Below are 18,388 nucleotides of genomic sequence, written 5' to 3' on the forward strand. Positions count from 1 at the left end.
GAAAAAATATTGACGAATCGGATTGTTGAGTGCGTTATCGAAATAAAAGGAGGACCAAATCATGAATGAATATGGTACGTTACATAAAAAAGATGGACGTCATGCCTTGCGGTTTGATCGTGTCTTTCCTTACACGGCTGAAGAGGTGTTCCACGTCATTACGGATGCTGATAAGTTCGTCAAATGGTATCCGTTTGCGACAGGGGAGATGGATCTTAAAGTTGGCGGTAAAATCCAGTTTGATGATGGTGAAGGATCCAAATATGAGGCTGTCATCACCGAGTTAGAGAACCCTCATACATTCAGTTTCCGTGAAGTGGATGATCTGATTGAGATTAACTTGACAGAAGAGGACAACGGCGTCGGGATGGTCTTCATCCATACGTTTGATGACGCAACATATGCGCATTATATCGCCACCGGATGGCACAGATGTCTGGACGTCCTTGGCCAGATCATCCAGGGAAATGCGATTGAATGGCCGGACAATGCAGAGGAATTGCGTGCGTCGTATGGGGAAACCTTTGGAAAGGAATAACTTGAACGGATTGATTTCCTAACGGTAAATTACATCCTGTTTTAAAAATTAATAACCCATGATCTTACTTCAGCGGCACTTTCTGTTCCCGATAAAGTAAAACGAATCGAAAATGTTGTATGGGAAATGAAAAAATGAGTTGCAAACTATACCGTCTGGATAGTATAGTTGTGATGTTGACTTTAATAGTAGGGGAGATCAAACATGGGAAGGTATTCTAAAAAAGTTGAAATTCTTCATGCTGCGTCCAAAGTTGTCAGTGAACAAGGTATTTTTAATTTAACGTTAGAAGCAGCAGCCAAGGAAGCTGGGATCAGCAAAGGCGGATTGCTTTATCATTATCCTAGTAAAGAAGCTTTAGTTCAGGGAATGGTGGAGCATTTGGCCCGAAATTATCAAGAAAAAATTCGTCATAACGCCGAAATGGATCAAGGGTCGAATGGCAGATGGACACGTTCTTTTTTAGATGTAACCTTTAACCAAAGCTATGAAAATAAAGATATGAACGCCGGACTGTTGGCAGCAAAAGCAGTCAATTCGGATTTATTACAACCGATTCGGGAAGCTTATGCCAATTGGCAGCATGAGATTGAAAATGATGGACTGGATCCAGTTAAAGCGACGATCATCCGACTAGCGATCGATGGAATTTGGCTTTCCGAACTCTTTGATATTTATCAAATAGAGGAAGAGAAAAAAGATGAGGTTTACAGAACGTTAAAAGCATGGACTGAAGAATAAAGAAAACTTGGCAAAGCCAAGCCTTTGGCGTAGGCTGAGCCTTTGTTGCCCTTATATTGAAGAAAGTATTTTATATTTTCTTTAAATGTAACCAATAAGAATAGAACTCTCCATCCAATGGGTGGAGTTTTTTATTTATTTAAAGAAAATATTTATATTTTTCTAGCAACTAAGGCTCAACCTATGCCAGTGGCTTGGCAAAGCCAAGTTTTCTTTATGTTTTACTGTAGATCTTTTGTTAGTCTTTTGGTGTGGTTATTCATGAAGTTGTTCCCTGTAACGGCGAGTAGGCTTCGAGCCTCGATTTAGAACAAACGAATAGGTCATTTTCCTCAGATAATTTAAGTCAGCCCCTTGAAACAATACCGTCTGGATGGTACAGTTTGTATTGGATTAACAAACCGTCCGGATGGTAAAGTGAAATTATGGAGAAAAGAACCACTAAAGGAGGAAATGAGATGAAACAAAAAGTGTTGTTAACTGCAGCGGTTACAGGAGCAGGAGATACCACTGATAAGAATCCGCATGTTCCAGTTACACCTCAGGAGATTGCTGAATCAGCTATTGCTTCGGCTAAAGCAGGTGCTACTGTTGCCCATATACATGCCCGTGACCCGAAAACTGGCGGGATCAGCCACAATATCGACCATTATCGTGAAATTGTTGATCGTATACGTGAATCCGAGACAGATGTGGTCATTAATATTACGTCAGGCGGCGGAGGCGATTTTATCCCTAGTCTTGCAACCCCTGCAGCTGGTGGAGACGGAACAGATATGCAGACTCCAGCCGAACGTCATCAACCAGTAGGAGAACTGCTTCCAGAAATGTGTACACTGGACTGCGGTAGTACAAACTTCGGCAATATGATTTATTTAAGTCCGACAGATTGGCTGCGTCAACAAGCAAAGTTTATCCAGGAAAGCGGCGTGAAGCCTGAGCTTGAATGCTTCGATACTGGTCATATTCGTTTTGCGAAACAATTGATCCAAGAAGGTCTGATCGATGGCGATCCGATGTTTCAATTTTGCTTAGGTATTCCATGGGGAGCGGAAGCGGACACTGAGACGATGCTCTATATGAAAAATCGATTGCCGGATCATGCGCATTGGTCAGCCTTTGGAATCGGGCGAATGCAGATGCCGATGGCTGCCCAAGCAGCAATGCTCGGTGGAAATGTCCGTGTAGGTCTGGAAGATAATCTTTATTTGAAAAAAGGGGTTATGGCGAGAAATGACCAGCTTGTTGAAAAAGCAGTCACGCTGTTGCACAGTCAAGGGCTGGAACCGGTGACGCCGCAAGAAGCACGTGAGCAATTCAGCCTTCGCTCCCCTCATACAGGGGGTGCGTAACGATGCAAAACATTGCCGTAATTGGAACCGGCGTCATCGGGAATGGCTGGATCGCCCGCTTCTTAGCTCAAGGATATGATGTCGTTGCCTTTGACCCGGCAGAAGGAGCGGAAAATCGTACAAGCCAGGCGGTTTCCCATGCATGGAGGTCATTAGAGGAGAAAGGACTTGTGGAAGGAGCTTCCCAGGACCGACTGCATTTCATGCCTACGATCAAGGAAGCGGTCGCTCATGCCGACTATATACAAGAAAACGTGCCTGAACGTGAAGAATTAAAGAAAACTGTACTGGAGACGATCGATCAGCATGCAAAGCCAGAAGCAATCATTGCTTCCAGTACTTCAGGCATCATTCCGAGCAGGTTACAGGCTGGTTTGCAGCACCCTGAGCGGTTTATTGTCGCCCATCCGTTCAATCCAGTCTTTTTACTACCACTTGTAGAAGTGGTAGGTGGAAAGGCTACCGACGACTCTGTCATCCAGAAGGCTTGCATATTTTTTGAACGTGTATCCATGAAACCGCTAGTGATTCATAAAGAAATCGATGGTCATGTAGCGGATCGTCTGATGGAAGCTCTCTGGCGTGAAGCCCTTCACCTCGTGAATGATGGAGTAGCTACCACAGAGGAAGTCGATACAGCGATCATTTACGGAGCTGGATTACGGTGGGCGCAAATGGGACCATTCCTTACCTTTCATTTAGCTGGCGGAGAACAAGGCATGCGCCATATGCTCGAACAATTTGGCCCAGCACTTAAGCTGCCCTGGACAAAATTAGAAGCACCGGAACTGACAGAGGAATTGAAAGAACGAGTCATCGAAGGCTGTGAACGTTATGCAGGTGAAGAATCGGTAGCCGATCTTGAGCGTAAACGGAATGAATTTCTTGTAAAACTGCTTGATTTAGTTGACGAGTATTGGCCTGAATCTAGGAGTCTTGCAAACAGTTAAAAAGGAGGGATGAAAATGTCAGAACCAGCTTTTATCTACGAGGATCATGTGCACAAAGAGTGGGTGGATTACAACGGTCATATGAATGATGCAGCCTATGCGGCTGTCTTCAGCCATGCTGTTGACCATTTCATGGCATACATCGGTTTACATGAAAAAGCCCGTGAGAGGCATCGATATACGATTTTCACGCTGGAAACCCATCTTTGTTATTTGAAAGAGGCGCATGAGAATGAAGAAATCTACGTGTCCGTCCAATTACTAGATGCTGACGCCAAGCGGATTCATCCTTTTTTTGTCATGAAAAATAAAAATGATCAAATCGTGGCGACTAGCGAGCAAATGTTGATGGGGATCGATACGGAAAAAGGCAGACCGGCTCATTTTCCTGAACCGATCGCTCAAAAGGTGGCTGAATTACGAAAAGCCCACCATTCATTAGAAAAACCCATACAAGCAGGTCGTCAAATAGGGATCAAACGTTAACCATCCCTCATTCGCAACGAGAAAGGAGACTGAGTAGATGAATAAGATTGAAGTCAACAATCTGACGAAGATTTTCGGATCCAAGCCTAAGCAGGGATTGAAGCGTTTAGAAAACGGAGAAAAGAAAGATCAAATTTTAACAGATACGGGTATGACCGTAGGAGTCAACCAGGCTTCCTTTGCTGTTCAACCAGGTGAATTCTTTGTCATCATGGGGCTTTCAGGAAGCGGGAAATCCACATTGATCCGCTTGGTGAATCGTCTTATCGAACCGACGGCGGGTGAGGTTTACATTGATGGAGAAGACATTACAAAAATGTCGCAAGCTACCTTGATTGAAACACGCCGTAAGAAACTAGGGATGGTCTTTCAAAAATTCGGACTGTTTCCTCATCGTACGGTACTTGCCAATGTGGGATACGGGTTGGAAATTCAAGGAATGCAGAAAGAAGAAAGAGAACAGAAGGCCATGAAATCGATTGAGGACGTCGGACTGAAAGGGTATGAGAACAGCCGGCCTGATCAGCTTAGTGGTGGGATGCAGCAGCGAGTAGGTTTAGCTCGCGCACTCGCGAATGATACCGATATTTTATTGATGGACGAAGCATTCAGTGCCCTTGATCCTCTTATCCGTAAAGAGATGCAAGATGAATTGCTGAACCTACAGAAGAAAATGGGGAAAACCATCCTATTTATTACCCACGACCTCGATGAAGCTTTGAAGCTGGGAGATCGGGTCGCGATCATGAAGGATGGCCGCATTGTCCAGATCGGGACTTCAGAGGAAATATTAGAAAACCCAGCGGATGAGTATGTCTCGAATTTTGTGAAAGACGTCGATCGATCAAAAGTGCTCGAAGCGCATCAGGTCATGAAAAAGCCAGAAGTGCTGACAACGTATAAAGATGGTCCAAGAATGGCTGTCCGGAAGATGGAAGAAGCAGGAGCATCAAGCATCTTTGTTGTTGATAAAGAGGATAATTTCAAAGGGCTGTTGACGATTGATGATGCGATAGAAGCCTATAAGAACGATATTCCACTTGATCACGTTTTAGTCGAGAACGTCCATTCGACGTCTAAACATACCCCCCTTAATGATTTACTCGGAATAGCGGCTGAAACGAAGTATCCGATTGTTGTAGAAGAGGAAGGTAAGCTGATCGGTATTATTTCAAGGGTATCGATTTTATCAGGGCTTGTATTAGGTAAAGAAAAAGAGGAGGTGGAAGCATCATGAACTATTTCTATCTGCCTTTGGAAGAGTGGACCAATGCTTTTGTAAATGAATGGCTGCTTCCAGTCATGGGTGATTTTTTCAATCAAATCAGTAATGGTTTGGACGCATTCATTTCAGGCGTGACCGATTTGCTGTTAGTCATACCTCCAGAAGTCATCACGCTGATCTTCATCCTGCTATCATGGAGGTTTGCAGGTAAAGGCGTGGCTTTGTTTACCCTTATCGGCTGTATCTATTTAGGATCTGTCAATCTTTGGGACGGTGCAATGCAAACAGTAGCTGTCGTCATTGTATCTACGATTCTGTCCATTGTCGTCGGAGTGCCTGTTGGAATTCTGAGTGCAACGAATGGAATTGTCGACAAAATTGTTCGTCCGATCCTTGACTTTATGCAAACGTTGCCAAGCTTTGTCTATTTAATACCGGCTATCCTGTTATTCGGTCTTGGTGGCGTACCAGCAGTCATTGCGACCTTTGTCTTCGCTACACCACCTGCTGTTCGGATGACGACTCTAGGAATCAAGCAAGTGCCAGCCGATGTGGTCGAAGCTTCACGAGCTTTTGGGTCAACACCGAGACAACTGCTCTTTAAAGTACAGCTTCCGATGGCTGTGCCAACGATCATGGCTGGAGTCAATCAAACGATCATGTTAGCTCTTTCCATGGCCGTCATTGCGTCGATGATCGGTGCGCCTGGTCTTGGCTCAACGGTGCTGTCGGGTATTTCGACCGTTAATGTCGGTCTTGGCTTGACTGGAGGTTTAGGAATCGTGGTATTAGCAATCGTTCTTGATCGAATCACACAAGGATTAGGTAGAAAAGTATAATAAAGGAGAGGATCTATATGAAAAAAATTATATTTACAGGATTGATGATCATGTCACTAGCAGCCCTGATTGCCGGCTGCTCTTCAGACGAAAAAGGCAGTGGTGAAGCAAGTAAAGATGAAACCATTACATTTGGTGTTACGCCATGGACAAGTACTGTTCCTCCGACGAAAATCGCTGTGCTTATTTTAGAGGACATGGGATATAAAGTAGAAGAAACGAAAACGGATGTCGGTGGTGTTTTCATGGGACTATCCCGTGGTGATGTGGATGTGTTCATGGACGCATGGCTTCCTATGCACCAGGTTCACCTGCATAAATTCAAAGGCAGTGTAGAAGATACAGCTGTCAGTTATCCAGAGGCGAAGACGGGCTGGGTGGTTCCAACCTATATGAAAGATGTCAATAAAATTTCCGATTTAAAAGGAAAAGAAGCCGAGTTTAATAACGAAATGCTAGGGATTGAAGAAGGGGCAAGTGCAACAAAAGAATCGGACGAAATCATCAAAGCGTATGATCTGGACATGAAACAAGTCAATTCATCCGAAGGCGGTATGATCGCGGAAGCTGCTCGGCTAATGTCCCAAGAAAAAACTGTTGTCTTTTACGGCTGGCGTCCCCATACGATGTTCAATAAGTATGACTTGAAAGTGTTAGAGAATGATCAAGGATTCTTCGGGGCATCTTCTGTGCACGTCATTACAAATAAAGATCTTAAAGAAAAAGCACCGGAAGCGTATGAATTCCTAAGCAACTGGAACATCTCGATTGATGAAGTAGAAAAAATGATTGTAGAGATTGAAGAGAACGGGAAAGACCCAGAGAAGGTAGCCCGTGAGTGGATTGAGAATAACCCGGATAAAGTAAAAAAAATGAAGGGTGAATAAGGATCTTAACGAGAAAGCAGCGTCTGGCATCGGTCAGACGCTGTTTTTTTAGGTTAATTATAGTGTCTTCATCACTTCGAACTCACTCCTTTCCATAGAGAATTCATCAACACGTTCAATCAAGAGTCTTACAAAATGATTAGTGCAAATTTGCTGAAAAGGTCTGTTTGTCTGGTATCACTGGGTCTCAAATTGTTTCTTTAATTGGATATATACGCTCATTTTTTCAGAATAGTGCGAAATATGTATTTTTCTGCGATAAAATAAACTCTAAAGAACGGGCACAAAAAGGAGGTAATCTTGAAAACCTGTGCAAATCGAATTTCTAAGGAGGCAATTCAGTGTATTCATTAAGAAAAAAAGCGTAACCGTTTTGTTAATGGTGGCATTGCTTCTAGGAATCTTACTGGCAGGTGTTCCACATGTTGACCAGTCGAGTGCAAAGGCAGGTTTAGTTCCGGTTGTCACTCATATGAAGGTGATGGGACCGAATAACTGGGGGAAATCCGAAGAGACGATCCGATTGATTCAAGAAGCCAACGAAAGGGGGACGTTTGCTGCAGCAGACCAATACCCTTATCTAGCGAGCCAGACGGGATTGACCGCCATTGTACCGCCATGGGTGCAAAATGGTGGCCGAGAAGCAATGCTTGAAAGGTTCGCTGATCCCGAATTAAGACCGCAAATTGAAGAGGAAATCCATGAAATCATCAGGAGCCGCGTCCAGGATGCAAATGACGTCTATTTTCCTACCGAACGAAAAACCCTACAGGACATTGCGGACGAACGAAGCGTTTCACCAGGAGAGGCAACCATGCAGATCCTTGAAGATGATGGGAATTTAAGGACAATCTATTTCTTCGGGCACCAGGAAGATTTTGAACGCATCTTAAAAAATCCGACGACTGCTATCGCTTCCGACGGAGGTGCGACGGAATCAGATAGTACACACCCAAGGCGATACGGGACCCAGCCAAGAGTGCTCGGGAAACTTGTGCGGGAAGACGGTTTATTATCACTGGAGGAAGCGGTCATGAAAATGACAGGTTTGCCAGCGAACATCATTGGAATGGTGATCGTGGATTTATAGCGGAAGGAATGGTTGCGGACATCACCGTTTTTGATGAAGAAACAGTTATCGACAAAGCCGACTTTGATGATCCGAAGCAATATGCAGAGGGAATCGAACATGTACTGGTGAATGGCCAGTTTGCATTGAGAGACAGGGAATTGACAGGGAACCAGGTTGGACAAGCTTTGAAAAGAAGCGGGGATATGCCAAGCCGGCCAATGAGTTTGAATGAGGAGCAACAAGTGAAAGTGGTTGGTAAAATTGATCAGACCGAAGAAAGAAAAGACCCGTTTGTTCATATTAAGGTTGAACAAGGAAAACATGATTCAAAGCCAAAAGGGACTTTCCGCCTGATCGATAAAAAGAATGGACTATACATCAAGAGCAGGGACATCGGATTGCTTCAAACCTATGAAGGCTGGGCAAGTTTTACAGGAACAGCGAAACTGAAAAACTCGGAAACTGTACCAGTACTTATCAAAATGGATGAGGTAAATCCATTCACAGGTAAACAAACGATCGACATCCAGGTAGGTGACCATCACTATGAGGGGGAATTGAAAGGAATGTTGGATATTCAATAGAAATACAGGAACAGAATATCGTACTACGTTCCCGTGCATAGCTTCGTAGGCGATTTCTGTTCCATATACTTTGTGACTTGTAAATAAATAATATATAAAAAAGGCTATCCTGAGAGAAAGCCTTTTTTTTATATATCTTTAATTGACAAAAAATTTAAAATCTATTGACATCTTTCGTTTATGTGATTATAATGTGAAGAAATTTAAACTTCAATCTCATTAAAAAATAAAGTTTGAACTTCATTTTCTACTTCAAAATAATTTAACACCACGAAGTGTATTACTCTCTACTGTTCATCAGTCCATCTACTCACAGTCATTCACTCATCATTTGCCCTGTCTTTTGCTAATTCTTATCATCTATGAATCTCTCAAAAATAAATGCTTCATTTTTGTTGGTATGTTGGAATCTTTCTCAATAATGGACCAATTCATAACCAGGAGGGAATTTTATGAGAATTTTAACCGGGCAAGTTTCACATGAGACCAATACCTTTGCGAATGTCCAAACGACAAAAGAGCTCTTTAAGCTATGGGAATGGGATCATAAGGAAGAAATCGTCAAGAAGCACAGGAAGGTAAGGGATTATCTGGGCGGGATCGTCGATCGTGCAGAAGAGTTGGAAATCGAGATTCTGCCGACCTTTTCGGCGTTCACCTATCCATCAGGCTTGATCATGCAAGAAGCTTTCCAGAGCATTAAAAAAGAACTGGTTCAGGCGATCCGGGAGTACAGTGATTATGATGCTGTCTGTTTCGCTATGCATGGAGCGGGAACGGTGGATGGCGTTGATGACCTTGAAGGCGAGCTGATGGAAATGATCCGTACTGAAATCGGAGACGAGATCCCGCTTGTCGTCACATTGGATCTCCACGGCAATCTCACCCAAAAGATGGTCGACCATTCGGACGTCCTGTTAGGGGTGAACTTTTATCCACATACCGATTCGTATGAACGTGGAATCGAGGCTGTAGATGTCGCTTGCCAAATCGTAAATGGCGAAGTGAGGCCGACTTCCCATCTGACGAAGCTGCCGATGATGATCCCAACCTCGACAACGAACCTGCCTCCAGCCAAAACGATCAATGAATACTGCTGGGAAGCAGAAAAGCTTCCATCCGTCATCGACTGTACCTTCTTTCATGGATTTCCATATACCGATATTCCTGATGTCGGTGTGTCCATCATCACGACGACCAATGATGACCCTGAACTAGCGAAAGAATTATCCGCTCAAACGGCAAAGAAATTATGGGAGCACCGCAAAGAATTCATTCCTGAACCTATTTCTCCAAAGGATGGGATCAAGCATGCTCTTGCGGAATCTGGAGCTCCGATCGTCATTAACGAGACCTCTGATAATCCTGGGGGAGGAACGCCGGGGGATGGGACCTATCTTCTTGAGGCCATGATCGAATCAAATCTGGAAAAAGCCTGCTTCGGTTATATCTTTGACCCTGAGGTTGCAGAGAAAGCCCACGAAATCGGTGCCGGCCGATACATCGATATTGAATTGGGTGGGAAGACAGACAATCTGCATGGACAGCCTTTGAAGCTCCACGCCTATGTAAAATGCCTATCAGACGGCCAATTCAATCAAAGCTCGCCGATGTGGCAGGGGACGAAGGTCAATCTCGGGAAGTCTGCCCGATTGGTCGTAAATGGGGTCGATGTCATCGTTTGTTCCGTGAAATCCCAGGTGCTTGATGAACAAATTTTCAAATTGCATGGAATCGACGTCAATGAGTATAAAATCGTCGCATTGAAATCCAGCCAGCACTTCAGGGCGGCCTTCGAGCCAATTGCGGATAAGATCATCACCGTCGATTCACCGGGATTATCGACAATCGACTTTACATCCTTCGACTATAAACGATTGAAAAGGCCGATCTTTCCATTAGACCGTGAAGAAGAGGTCGTACAAGCTAAGACACTAACCGGTGAAAATGTATAGCTTTTAAAAAGAAAGGGAGGTTACGAAGTTGGTAAACTTCAAGGAAGATCGTCGATTCCGTCAATGCACGAAGGAAATGTGGGTGACCGTTCTATTCTTCATTTTCAATCTCCTTGTAACGGGCGGCATCTCATTATGGATTGGTTATAACAAACCGGTATCTGAAGTCAAGATCGTGATGGGCTTTCCTGATTGGTTCTTCTATGGAGGGATCGTAGGCTGGTTCCTGCTCATCATCGGTGCTTATTTCATGGTCAAATTGTTTTTCAGGGATATGTCCCTTGAAGCAGGAGAAGGGGGAGAAAATAAATGAAATGGGATGTCCTCATACCGATCCTCCTTTATCTAGTGGTCACGTTTTTGATTGGAGGATACTTCCATAAATTCCTGAAGCAAAGGAAGTCCAGCTTCCAGGAGGAATTTTTTATCGGCGGAAGAAGTCTTGGTCCTGTAGTCCTGGCTTTTACGATGCTGGCATCCGCTGCCAGTGCAGGCACATTCATCGGATCACCAGGTCTAGCCTATCAAATGGGATACAGTTGGGTGCTCGTCGGCCTGACACAGCTTGCGATGGGAGTCTATATCCTGGGGATCCTCGGGAAAAAGTTTGCGATCGTCGCCCGGAAATTGAACTCGATCACACTCATCGACATCCTGAAAGAAAGGTATCAAAGCCATACCATCGTCATAGGTAGCGCTCTCGGGATCATCATCTTCATCAGTGCCTATATGGTCGCCCAATTTGCAGGCGGCGCACGGATCCTGGAGTCGATCACCGGCCTTCCATATCAAGCCGGATTGTTGATTTTCGGTCTTGCAGTCGTCATCTATACAACATACGGAGGCTTCCGGGCAGTTGCGATGACAGATGCGATCCAGGGAATCGTAATGATGCTTGGCGGAATCATCCTATGGGTCGTATTCATGATCAAGACGGACGGCTTTGCGGTATTGAATGAACAACTGGCCAATACCCATCCTGAAATGATGACATTGCCAGGCGGTGCCGACCTGACACCAAGTATGTTCTTTTCCTACTTCCTCATGTTCGGGATTGCTGCGATCGGTCTGCCTCATGCTTCCGTCCGTGGCATGACCTATAAAGATTCAAAGTCGATGCATCAAGGAATCATCCTGAGCGGAATCATCATGGGGGTTTTGACGTTCGGCTTCGTGACGATCGGTCCATTGGTCAGGGTTTTATATCCAAATCTCGAGGTGGCAGATCTTGCGTTGCCATTTCTGATCCTTGATATCATGCCTGGATGGGTTGCCGGCCTTATATTGGCTGCACCACTTGCTGCCATCATGTCTACGGTCGACTCGATGCTTCTCGTCACAAGTTCGACCATCGTAAAAGACCTTTATCTGAACTATATCAATCCAAACGCAAGTGATCGTAAAGTTTCGAAGATCTCCTATTTCACGACTTTGGCGATCGGGATTGCGGTCGTATTGATCTCCTTGACGCCGCCAGAATACCTGCAATTGATCGTATTATATGCGATCGGGGGTCTTGAGGCTACCTTCTTCGCACCGATCATTTTGGGCCTCTATTGGAAACGGGCGTCGACCTGGGGAGCGATCGTCTCCATGTATTCAGGGTTGATTTCCTATCTGATCATCGCCCAATACTTCCCGAATCCATTCGGAATGCACACGATTGCCACCGCAATGGGATTATCCTTCCTGTTGATGATCATCGTCAGCTATTTAACGCCGAAACCATCAGAAGAAATCATACAGAAGTTCTGGGGAGCTGAGACTGTGCAATTGGAAGAAAAGAGATCGATTGGATAAGCGTGTAATGGAAAGGAAAGGTTTTAGATGGATCACATCAATGAAACGATAAGAGAGAAATTCAATACATTGACGAACAGACAAAAGCTCGTCGCAAAATATATGATCGATCATCCCTATAAGGTTGCCACCCTGACCGCGAAGGAGATCGGTGCAAATACGGAAACGAGCGAAACGACTGTGATCCGTCTTTGTTATACGCTGGGGTTTTCGGGTTTCAGTGAACTGCAGAAGCAAGTGAACACGTTTTTGATTGAGAAGAATCGTGACGATCCCCTGGAAAAGTATCGGGAATCGACCGGGGAGCTGAGTGCGAAGGACAACCTCATCCATCACATCATGAACCAGGATATCGCTTCGATTGAAAAGACATTCAGTAATCTAAGTGAAGAAATGTATCGAAAAATCATCGATGTTATCCTCCAGTCCAAGAAGCGTTTCATCGTCGGATTGAGGAGCTCCTACGCCCCTGCCACCTGGCTGCATTTCAGTTTGAACATCGTAAAAGGGGATACCTCCCTTTACAAGGGAGAAATCGATGACGCCATCTATATGCTTACTGAGATGGATGAGGACTGTCTGGTGATCGCGTTTTCATTCCCGCGATATATACAGGAAACCGTTTCTTTTGTAAGTGCTGCGAAAAAGAAGGGGGCGAAGGTGTTGACGATCACTGATGATCCACTCTCACCTGTCGGGGTTCTGAGCGATTGGTTGATCAAGGTGGATACCCCTTCTCCAGCGGCTCTGAATGGTATGACCCCTATATTCTCGGTATTGAATGTGCTGGTAAGCGGCGTCGCTTCTTCTGAATGGAAGGATGTCGGGAGGCGGATCAATGAGTATGAACAGGTCAGCCAGGAATTTTTCCCTTTTCATAAGAAATGATCACCGGAAAAGTTATTACTGATAGGAAAGGAAACAGACTATGATAATCGATCAAATCAGTTTATATAGACTTAAAATGCCTTTGAAAAACCCATTTGAAACCAGTTTCGGCCGATTGTTGTTCAAGGATTTCCACGTAGTCGGTGTCCATTGCGGCGACCTGACAGGCTATGCCGAAAGTACATCACTGCCATATCCGGTCTATAACGAAGAAACGACTGGAACCGTTTCGTACATGCTGAAGGAATTTCTGATTCCCCGACTGTTTTCAAAAAAGGAGATCGACCATCCTGAAGAAGTCGATGAGTTTTTCAGCCCGATCCGGCGCAACAATATGGCAAAGGCTGTGCTCGAAGGAGCCGTCTGGGATTTATACAGCAAGCAAGAAGGGATTCCACTTGCCAGGGCCCTCGGCGGCAAAAAGGATGAAATTGAAGTCGGCGTCAGCATCGGAATCGAACCCTCCATTGAGGATGTACTGGCTAAGGTCGAGAAATTCATGGCGGACGGCTATAAGAAAATCAAAGTAAAGATCAAACCAGGTTTCGATGTCGAGCTCATCAAAGCAATCCGAAACCGATTCGGAATGGGTGTCCCGTTGATGGCGGATGCGAACTCCGCCTATACACTGGATGATATCGAGCTGTTGAAGGAACTGGATCAGTATGGGCTGATAATGATTGAACAGCCGCTCGCCCATGACGACATCATTGAACATGCCACCTTACAAAAGCAGCTCCAGACACCGATCTGCCTCGATGAAAGCATCCATTCGGCCGAGGATGCTCGGAAAGCGATCGAACTAGGGAGCTGCAAGATCATCAACATCAAAGTAGGCCGTGTCGGCGGATTGACACAGGCAATTAAAATCCATGATATCTGTAAGCAGAACGGGATTCCGGTCTGGTGCGGAGGCATGCTTGAAGCGGGAATCGGCAGAGCACATAACATCGCGCTTACATCTCTTTCCAACTTTACGATCCCTGGGGATACGTCAGAATCGAACCGTTATTGGGAGCGGGATATCATCAAACCCGAAGTCACGTTTACAGAACCAGGAAAGCTGTCTGTACCTGAATCTAGCGGAATCGGCTATCAGGTTGATGAGGAAGCGTTGCGAGAATACCTTGTTGAAGAATCGGTCATCAAGAATGACCACGTGTTGCAATCTTAATCCAATAAAGGAGGAATTTCCGTGTACGATCTGATCATTAAAGGCGGAAAGGTATTTGATGGAACAGGAAACCCGTGGACGAACTATGACATCGGAATCAAGGAGGGTGTCATCGAGAAGCTGGGGAACTTGAGCGGTGAAAAGGCTGCAGTGGAAATCAGGGCAGACGGTCTCGCTGTAACGCCAGGATTCATTGATACCCATGTCCACTCCGACTTATTATGTACGAAGCCCGAGATTCATAAAATCAAAGTTTTACAGGGTGTCACAACCGAATTGTTCGGACAGGACGGGATTTCGGTAGCCCCCGTCTCAGAGGAAACGAAACCGTTATGGCAGAAGCAGTTGAAAGGGTTGAACGGTGATATCGGGGATTGGCAGTGGGAAACGGTAGAGGAATACCTGGATTTCCTTGAGCGGTCGACGATAGCCGGCAATGCGACGTACCTTGTGCCACATGGTGCTGTACGGACGCTTGTCATGGGGTTTGAAGGAAGGACAGCAACCAAAGATGAGATGGAACAGATGCGCAATCTCGTCGAAGAAGGGATGAAGCAGGGCGCAGTGGGTGTTTCATCAGGGCTCGTCTACCCGCCGAACGTTTTTTCAGATAAAGAAGAGCTGATCGCGATCTGTAAAGGGGCTGCCAAATATGATGGCTGCTTCGTCGTCCATATCCGCAATGAGAGCAATCTTTCCCTCGAAGCACTTGACGAAGTCATCGATGTCGCAAGGCAATCAGGGGTCCGGCTCCATGTTTCCCATTTTAAAGTGGCCGGTAAAATCAATCGGGATAAATTTGAGAAAGCTCTTGAAAAAATGGATGCAGGGCGCCGTGAAGGGATCGAAATCACCTTCGACCAATATCCGTACACAGCCGGATCAACTGTCTTCCACGCCATTTTGCCGCCATGGATGCATTCTGGCGGAACCGAAGAGATGATTGAGAGATTGAAAGACCCTGCCATTCGTAAAAGAATCAAGGAGGACCTCGCCAATAAAGTAGATTATGAGAATTGGGCGTATAATTGCGGTTGGGAAAATATCACGATCACCGCCGTATCCACCGAACAAAACCGTTGGGTGGAAGGAAAAAACATGGTGGAAATAGCGAAGGCAAGGGATGTAGAGCCAGCTGAAGCCGCATTCGACCTGTTGATCGAAGAAAATGCCGGTGTCACGATGATCGTCCACTGGGGCAATGAAGAGGATGTCATCTTCGGTATGAGGCATCCGTTGCAGATCGTCGGCTCGGACGGGATTTTCGGTGGGAAACCGCATCCGAGATTGTATGGAACCTATCCTCGCGTGCTTGGAAGGTTCGTCAGGGAAAAGCAAGCCCTTACTCTGGAAGAAGCGATCCGCAGGATGACAGGAGCCCCGGCACAGCTGCTCCGACTGAAGGATCGGGGAATCATACGGGAAGGGTACGCTGCCGACCTTGTCGTGTTCAACCCGGATACCGTGATTGACAATGCCACCTACGATGAACCGTTGAAGGAGCCGGAAGGGATCGAGCATGTCATCGTCAACGGAGCGGTCGCAGTCAAGGATGGCATCTTCACTGGAGAAACAGCCGGAAAGGTGATCAGATGTGAGCACAGCAGCAAAGCAAGCAAAGTTCAGGTATGATGTCGTCACGGACTTCGACCACCTTGAAGAAATCGTAGCCTTGCAGAAAGCGGTCTGGGGAGAAGATGTCGTCACTTCTCTGCCGCAAATGGTGGCGGCTAACCATAATGGCGGGGTCGTCATCGCCGTATTCGATGATAACAAGGGAAGGATGGCTGGATTCTGCTATGGATTTCCAGGGTTCAGTGAGCTAAGCGATAAACCGTATCTATGCTCGCATATGATGGCCATCAATCCTGACTATCAAAATCAAGGGTTGGGTGAACAGCTGAAGTTCGAGCAGCGGAAGTGGGCGATAACATATGGCTATGAAAAAATCGTCTGGACGTTCGACCCGCTAGAAGCCCGCAACGCTTACCTCAATCTTTGCAAACTTGGTGCATATGCCAAAACTTACATCAAATCCGTTTACGGTGAGATGAAGGATAAGGTCAACATCGGCATCCCGTCTGATCGGTTCCACGTCGAATGGGATCTCCATTCACCGACTGTAACCGCTGCAGCGAACGGGAAAAGGAACGTTCAAATCGAATGGAAGGATTACCAAAAGTTAGTCAACATCCAGTGGCAGGATGGAATCCCAGTGCCGGATTCCCTGAATCATATCGGGGATGGACCGGGTCATTTGTTGCCAGTGCCGGCCAATCACAGAACGATCAAAGAATCAGCGCCAGATGTGGTCATGGATTGGCGAATGATGATCCGTCACGCAGCACAAAAGGCTTTTGCTGCCGACTATAAGGTTGTCGGGATCCTGAGGGACCCATCCATCGCACATTACGTGCTGGTTCAAAATAGACAATCAAGGGAGAACAGAAGGAATGCAATTGATCAGTAGTATAAAACAATGGGTAAACGACAATGAGGAGCAGATTCTCGATACGTATGCCCTATTGCATGACCTGGCAGAGGTCAGCTGGAAAGAAGAAAATACAAAAAAGTACCTATGCAGGAAACTGTCAGACTTGGGCTTTTCCTATCAAATGTTTGAAAACCATCATGCCGTCGTCGTCGACTGGAAAAGTGAAACGGGAGACCGTCCGAGTCCGACAATCGGATTACGTGCCGATATGGATGCGCTTTGGCAAAACGTGGACGGAGTTTGGAATGCAAACCATTCCTGCGGACATGATGCCCATATGACAGTTGTGCTTCATACCTTTCAATGCTTGAAGAAAATCGGATTTATCCCGAAAGGCATCAACCTGAAATTGATCTTCCAGCCCGCCGAAGAGTCTGGGAAGGGTGCGATGAAAATGATTGAGGAAGGGATATTGGAGGATGTCGATTATCTATTAGGTCTCCATGTCAGACCTGAAATAGAGATGCGTTTCGGGGAGGCATCACCTGCCATCCATCATGGTGCGACAACCTTGCTGAAAGGCAGGCTGAAAGGTCTGCAGGCACATGGCTCCAGACCGAATTACGGTATAAATGTCGTTGATTCCCTTGGTGCGATCATCTCTGCTGTGAATGCCGTAAAAGTCGATCCGACCATTGCAAGTTCGGTGAAAGTGACGCAGGTGAAAGCCGGCGGTGACAACGTCAATATCATCCCGGATGAAGCCGAATTCGGCATCGATGTCCGGGCACAGACGAATGAAGTGATGGAAACGCTGCTAGAGAAGGTAATGACCGCAGTCGAATACGCTGCGAAAGCGAATGGCAGTGAAGTTGAAGTAGAGGTTGCCGCCAAGATGGTCGCGGCCATTCCAAATCCCACGATGGAAAAGATCGTGGCAGAAGCGATCGTCGCTGCATTAGGTGAGGATGCGTTAGTCTCCCCTCCTGTTACACCTGGAGGAGAAGACTTTCATTTTTATTCGAAGAACAAGTCGGATATCCAAGCCACCATGGTCGGTCTCGGTACAGGGTTGACCCCTGGTCTGCATCACCCGAACATGGAATTCAATCTATCATCCTTGAAAAATGGCGTCGCAATTTTGGCTGCCTCGATGATCAAATTGTCTGAACAGATAAAGACGAAACTTCAAAAAACAGAACATCCAAAAAAGGGATAGATTGCAGAATGCAGTCTATCCCAATTTATCCATTTCATATTAAATCCATTATGCACTAAAAAAGGGGACGCCCTTGGAATACTATGATCGTCAAAAACATCTTGCAGCCCTTATTTAAAAAAGAATGATCATTTGAAAGATAGATCGCTGTCTCCTATAAGGGCAGCTTTTTTTTTGTGTAGTGAAAGCAATTTAAAGTATAAAGACGTTTGATTAATCCTTTTCTATTGACTAAACGTTGATT

The 18,388-nt window shown here is 45.7% G+C and carries 18 protein-coding genes; all 18 read left to right on the forward strand.

Features of this window, described 5'->3' with window-relative positions; all coding sequences use genetic code 11:
- The first annotated feature begins 61 nt into the window (after nucleotides 1-61).
- The 18 genes from ACTWQL_RS16775 to ACTWQL_RS16860 all read left to right on the forward strand — a co-directional run bounded on the left by ACTWQL_RS16775 (nucleotide 62) and on the right by ACTWQL_RS16860 (nucleotide 18,144).
- On the forward strand, nucleotides 62-538 hold the full coding sequence (locus ACTWQL_RS16775; RefSeq protein ID WP_443143578.1) for an SRPBCC family protein: 477 nt from the start codon (nucleotides 62-64) through the stop codon (nucleotides 536-538).
- Between the two features lie 204 nt (nucleotides 539-742).
- Nucleotides 743-1,279: a TetR/AcrR family transcriptional regulator gene (locus tag ACTWQL_RS16780; RefSeq protein ID WP_443143579.1), complete on the forward strand. Its 537-nt coding sequence runs from the start codon at nucleotides 743-745 to the stop codon at nucleotides 1,277-1,279.
- A gap of 458 nt (nucleotides 1,280-1,737) precedes the next feature.
- The gene (locus tag ACTWQL_RS16785) at nucleotides 1,738-2,631 is read left to right on the forward strand and encodes a 3-keto-5-aminohexanoate cleavage protein (RefSeq protein ID WP_443143580.1); all 894 of its coding nucleotides are present in this window, start codon (nucleotides 1,738-1,740) and stop codon (nucleotides 2,629-2,631) included.
- A gap of 2 nt (nucleotides 2,632-2,633) precedes the next feature.
- Complete coding sequence (locus ACTWQL_RS16790) at nucleotides 2,634-3,581, forward strand: L-carnitine dehydrogenase (RefSeq protein ID WP_443143581.1); 948 nt, start codon at nucleotides 2,634-2,636, stop codon at nucleotides 3,579-3,581.
- Nucleotides 3,582-3,596: 15 nt separating this feature from the next.
- Nucleotides 3,597-4,067: a thioesterase family protein gene (locus ACTWQL_RS16795; RefSeq protein WP_443143582.1), complete on the forward strand. Its 471-nt coding sequence runs from the start codon at nucleotides 3,597-3,599 to the stop codon at nucleotides 4,065-4,067.
- A 37-nt stretch (nucleotides 4,068-4,104) separates the two neighbouring features.
- A complete protein-coding gene (locus tag ACTWQL_RS16800) occupies nucleotides 4,105-5,304 on the forward strand; it encodes a quaternary amine ABC transporter ATP-binding protein (RefSeq protein WP_443143583.1) in 1,200 nt (399 codons plus the stop codon).
- Nucleotides 5,301-6,131: an ABC transporter permease gene (locus ACTWQL_RS16805; protein WP_443143584.1), complete on the forward strand. Its 831-nt coding sequence runs from the start codon at nucleotides 5,301-5,303 to the stop codon at nucleotides 6,129-6,131. The genes ACTWQL_RS16800 and ACTWQL_RS16805 overlap by 4 nt, the downstream gene beginning before the upstream one ends.
- Before the next feature lie 17 nt (nucleotides 6,132-6,148).
- Complete coding sequence (locus ACTWQL_RS16810; protein WP_443143585.1) at nucleotides 6,149-7,018, forward strand: glycine betaine ABC transporter substrate-binding protein; 870 nt, start codon at nucleotides 6,149-6,151, stop codon at nucleotides 7,016-7,018.
- 379 nt (nucleotides 7,019-7,397) lie between these two features.
- Nucleotides 7,398-8,108 (forward strand): hypothetical protein, encoded by a 711-nt coding sequence (locus ACTWQL_RS16815; protein WP_443143586.1) that lies wholly within the window; start codon nucleotides 7,398-7,400, stop codon nucleotides 8,106-8,108.
- An 8-nt stretch (nucleotides 8,109-8,116) separates the two neighbouring features.
- Nucleotides 8,117-8,674 (forward strand): hypothetical protein, encoded by a 558-nt coding sequence (locus ACTWQL_RS16820; protein WP_443143587.1) that lies wholly within the window; start codon nucleotides 8,117-8,119, stop codon nucleotides 8,672-8,674.
- 452 nt (nucleotides 8,675-9,126) lie between these two features.
- Complete coding sequence (locus ACTWQL_RS16825) at nucleotides 9,127-10,629, forward strand: M81 family metallopeptidase (protein WP_443143588.1); 1,503 nt, start codon at nucleotides 9,127-9,129, stop codon at nucleotides 10,627-10,629.
- A 28-nt stretch (nucleotides 10,630-10,657) separates the two neighbouring features.
- Nucleotides 10,658-10,942, forward strand: coding sequence for a YhdT family protein (locus ACTWQL_RS16830; protein ID WP_443143589.1), 285 nt, complete (start codon nucleotides 10,658-10,660; stop codon nucleotides 10,940-10,942).
- A complete protein-coding gene (gene panF / locus ACTWQL_RS16835; protein WP_443143590.1) occupies nucleotides 10,939-12,429 on the forward strand; it encodes a sodium/pantothenate symporter in 1,491 nt (496 codons plus the stop codon). Before ACTWQL_RS16830 ends, panF begins: the two co-directional genes overlap by 4 nt.
- Nucleotides 12,430-12,456: 27 nt before the next feature.
- Complete coding sequence (locus tag ACTWQL_RS16840) at nucleotides 12,457-13,317, forward strand: MurR/RpiR family transcriptional regulator (protein ID WP_443143591.1); 861 nt, start codon at nucleotides 12,457-12,459, stop codon at nucleotides 13,315-13,317.
- 40 nt (nucleotides 13,318-13,357) lie between these two features.
- Nucleotides 13,358-14,491 carry an o-succinylbenzoate synthase gene (gene menC / locus ACTWQL_RS16845; RefSeq protein ID WP_443143592.1) on the forward strand — a complete coding sequence of 378 codons (1,134 nt, stop codon included), beginning with the start codon at nucleotides 13,358-13,360 and terminating at the stop codon, nucleotides 14,489-14,491.
- A gap of 21 nt (nucleotides 14,492-14,512) precedes the next feature.
- Nucleotides 14,513-16,123: an N-acyl-D-amino-acid deacylase family protein gene (locus ACTWQL_RS16850; protein ID WP_443143593.1), complete on the forward strand. Its 1,611-nt coding sequence runs from the start codon at nucleotides 14,513-14,515 to the stop codon at nucleotides 16,121-16,123.
- Nucleotides 16,086-16,961, forward strand: a complete 876-nt coding sequence (locus ACTWQL_RS16855) for a GNAT family N-acetyltransferase (RefSeq protein ID WP_443143594.1) — start codon at nucleotides 16,086-16,088, stop codon at nucleotides 16,959-16,961. Before ACTWQL_RS16850 ends, ACTWQL_RS16855 begins: the two co-directional genes overlap by 38 nt.
- Nucleotides 16,945-18,144, forward strand: coding sequence for a M20 peptidase aminoacylase family protein (locus ACTWQL_RS16860; RefSeq protein WP_443143595.1), 1,200 nt, complete (start codon nucleotides 16,945-16,947; stop codon nucleotides 18,142-18,144). The genes ACTWQL_RS16855 and ACTWQL_RS16860 overlap by 17 nt, the downstream gene beginning before the upstream one ends.
- Nucleotides 18,145-18,388: the final 244 nt, after the last annotated feature.

Origin of the sequence: Pseudalkalibacillus sp. R45 (assembly GCF_052246725.1) — a bacterium.
GTDB lineage: Bacteria > Bacillota > Bacilli > Bacillales > Fictibacillaceae > Pseudalkalibacillus.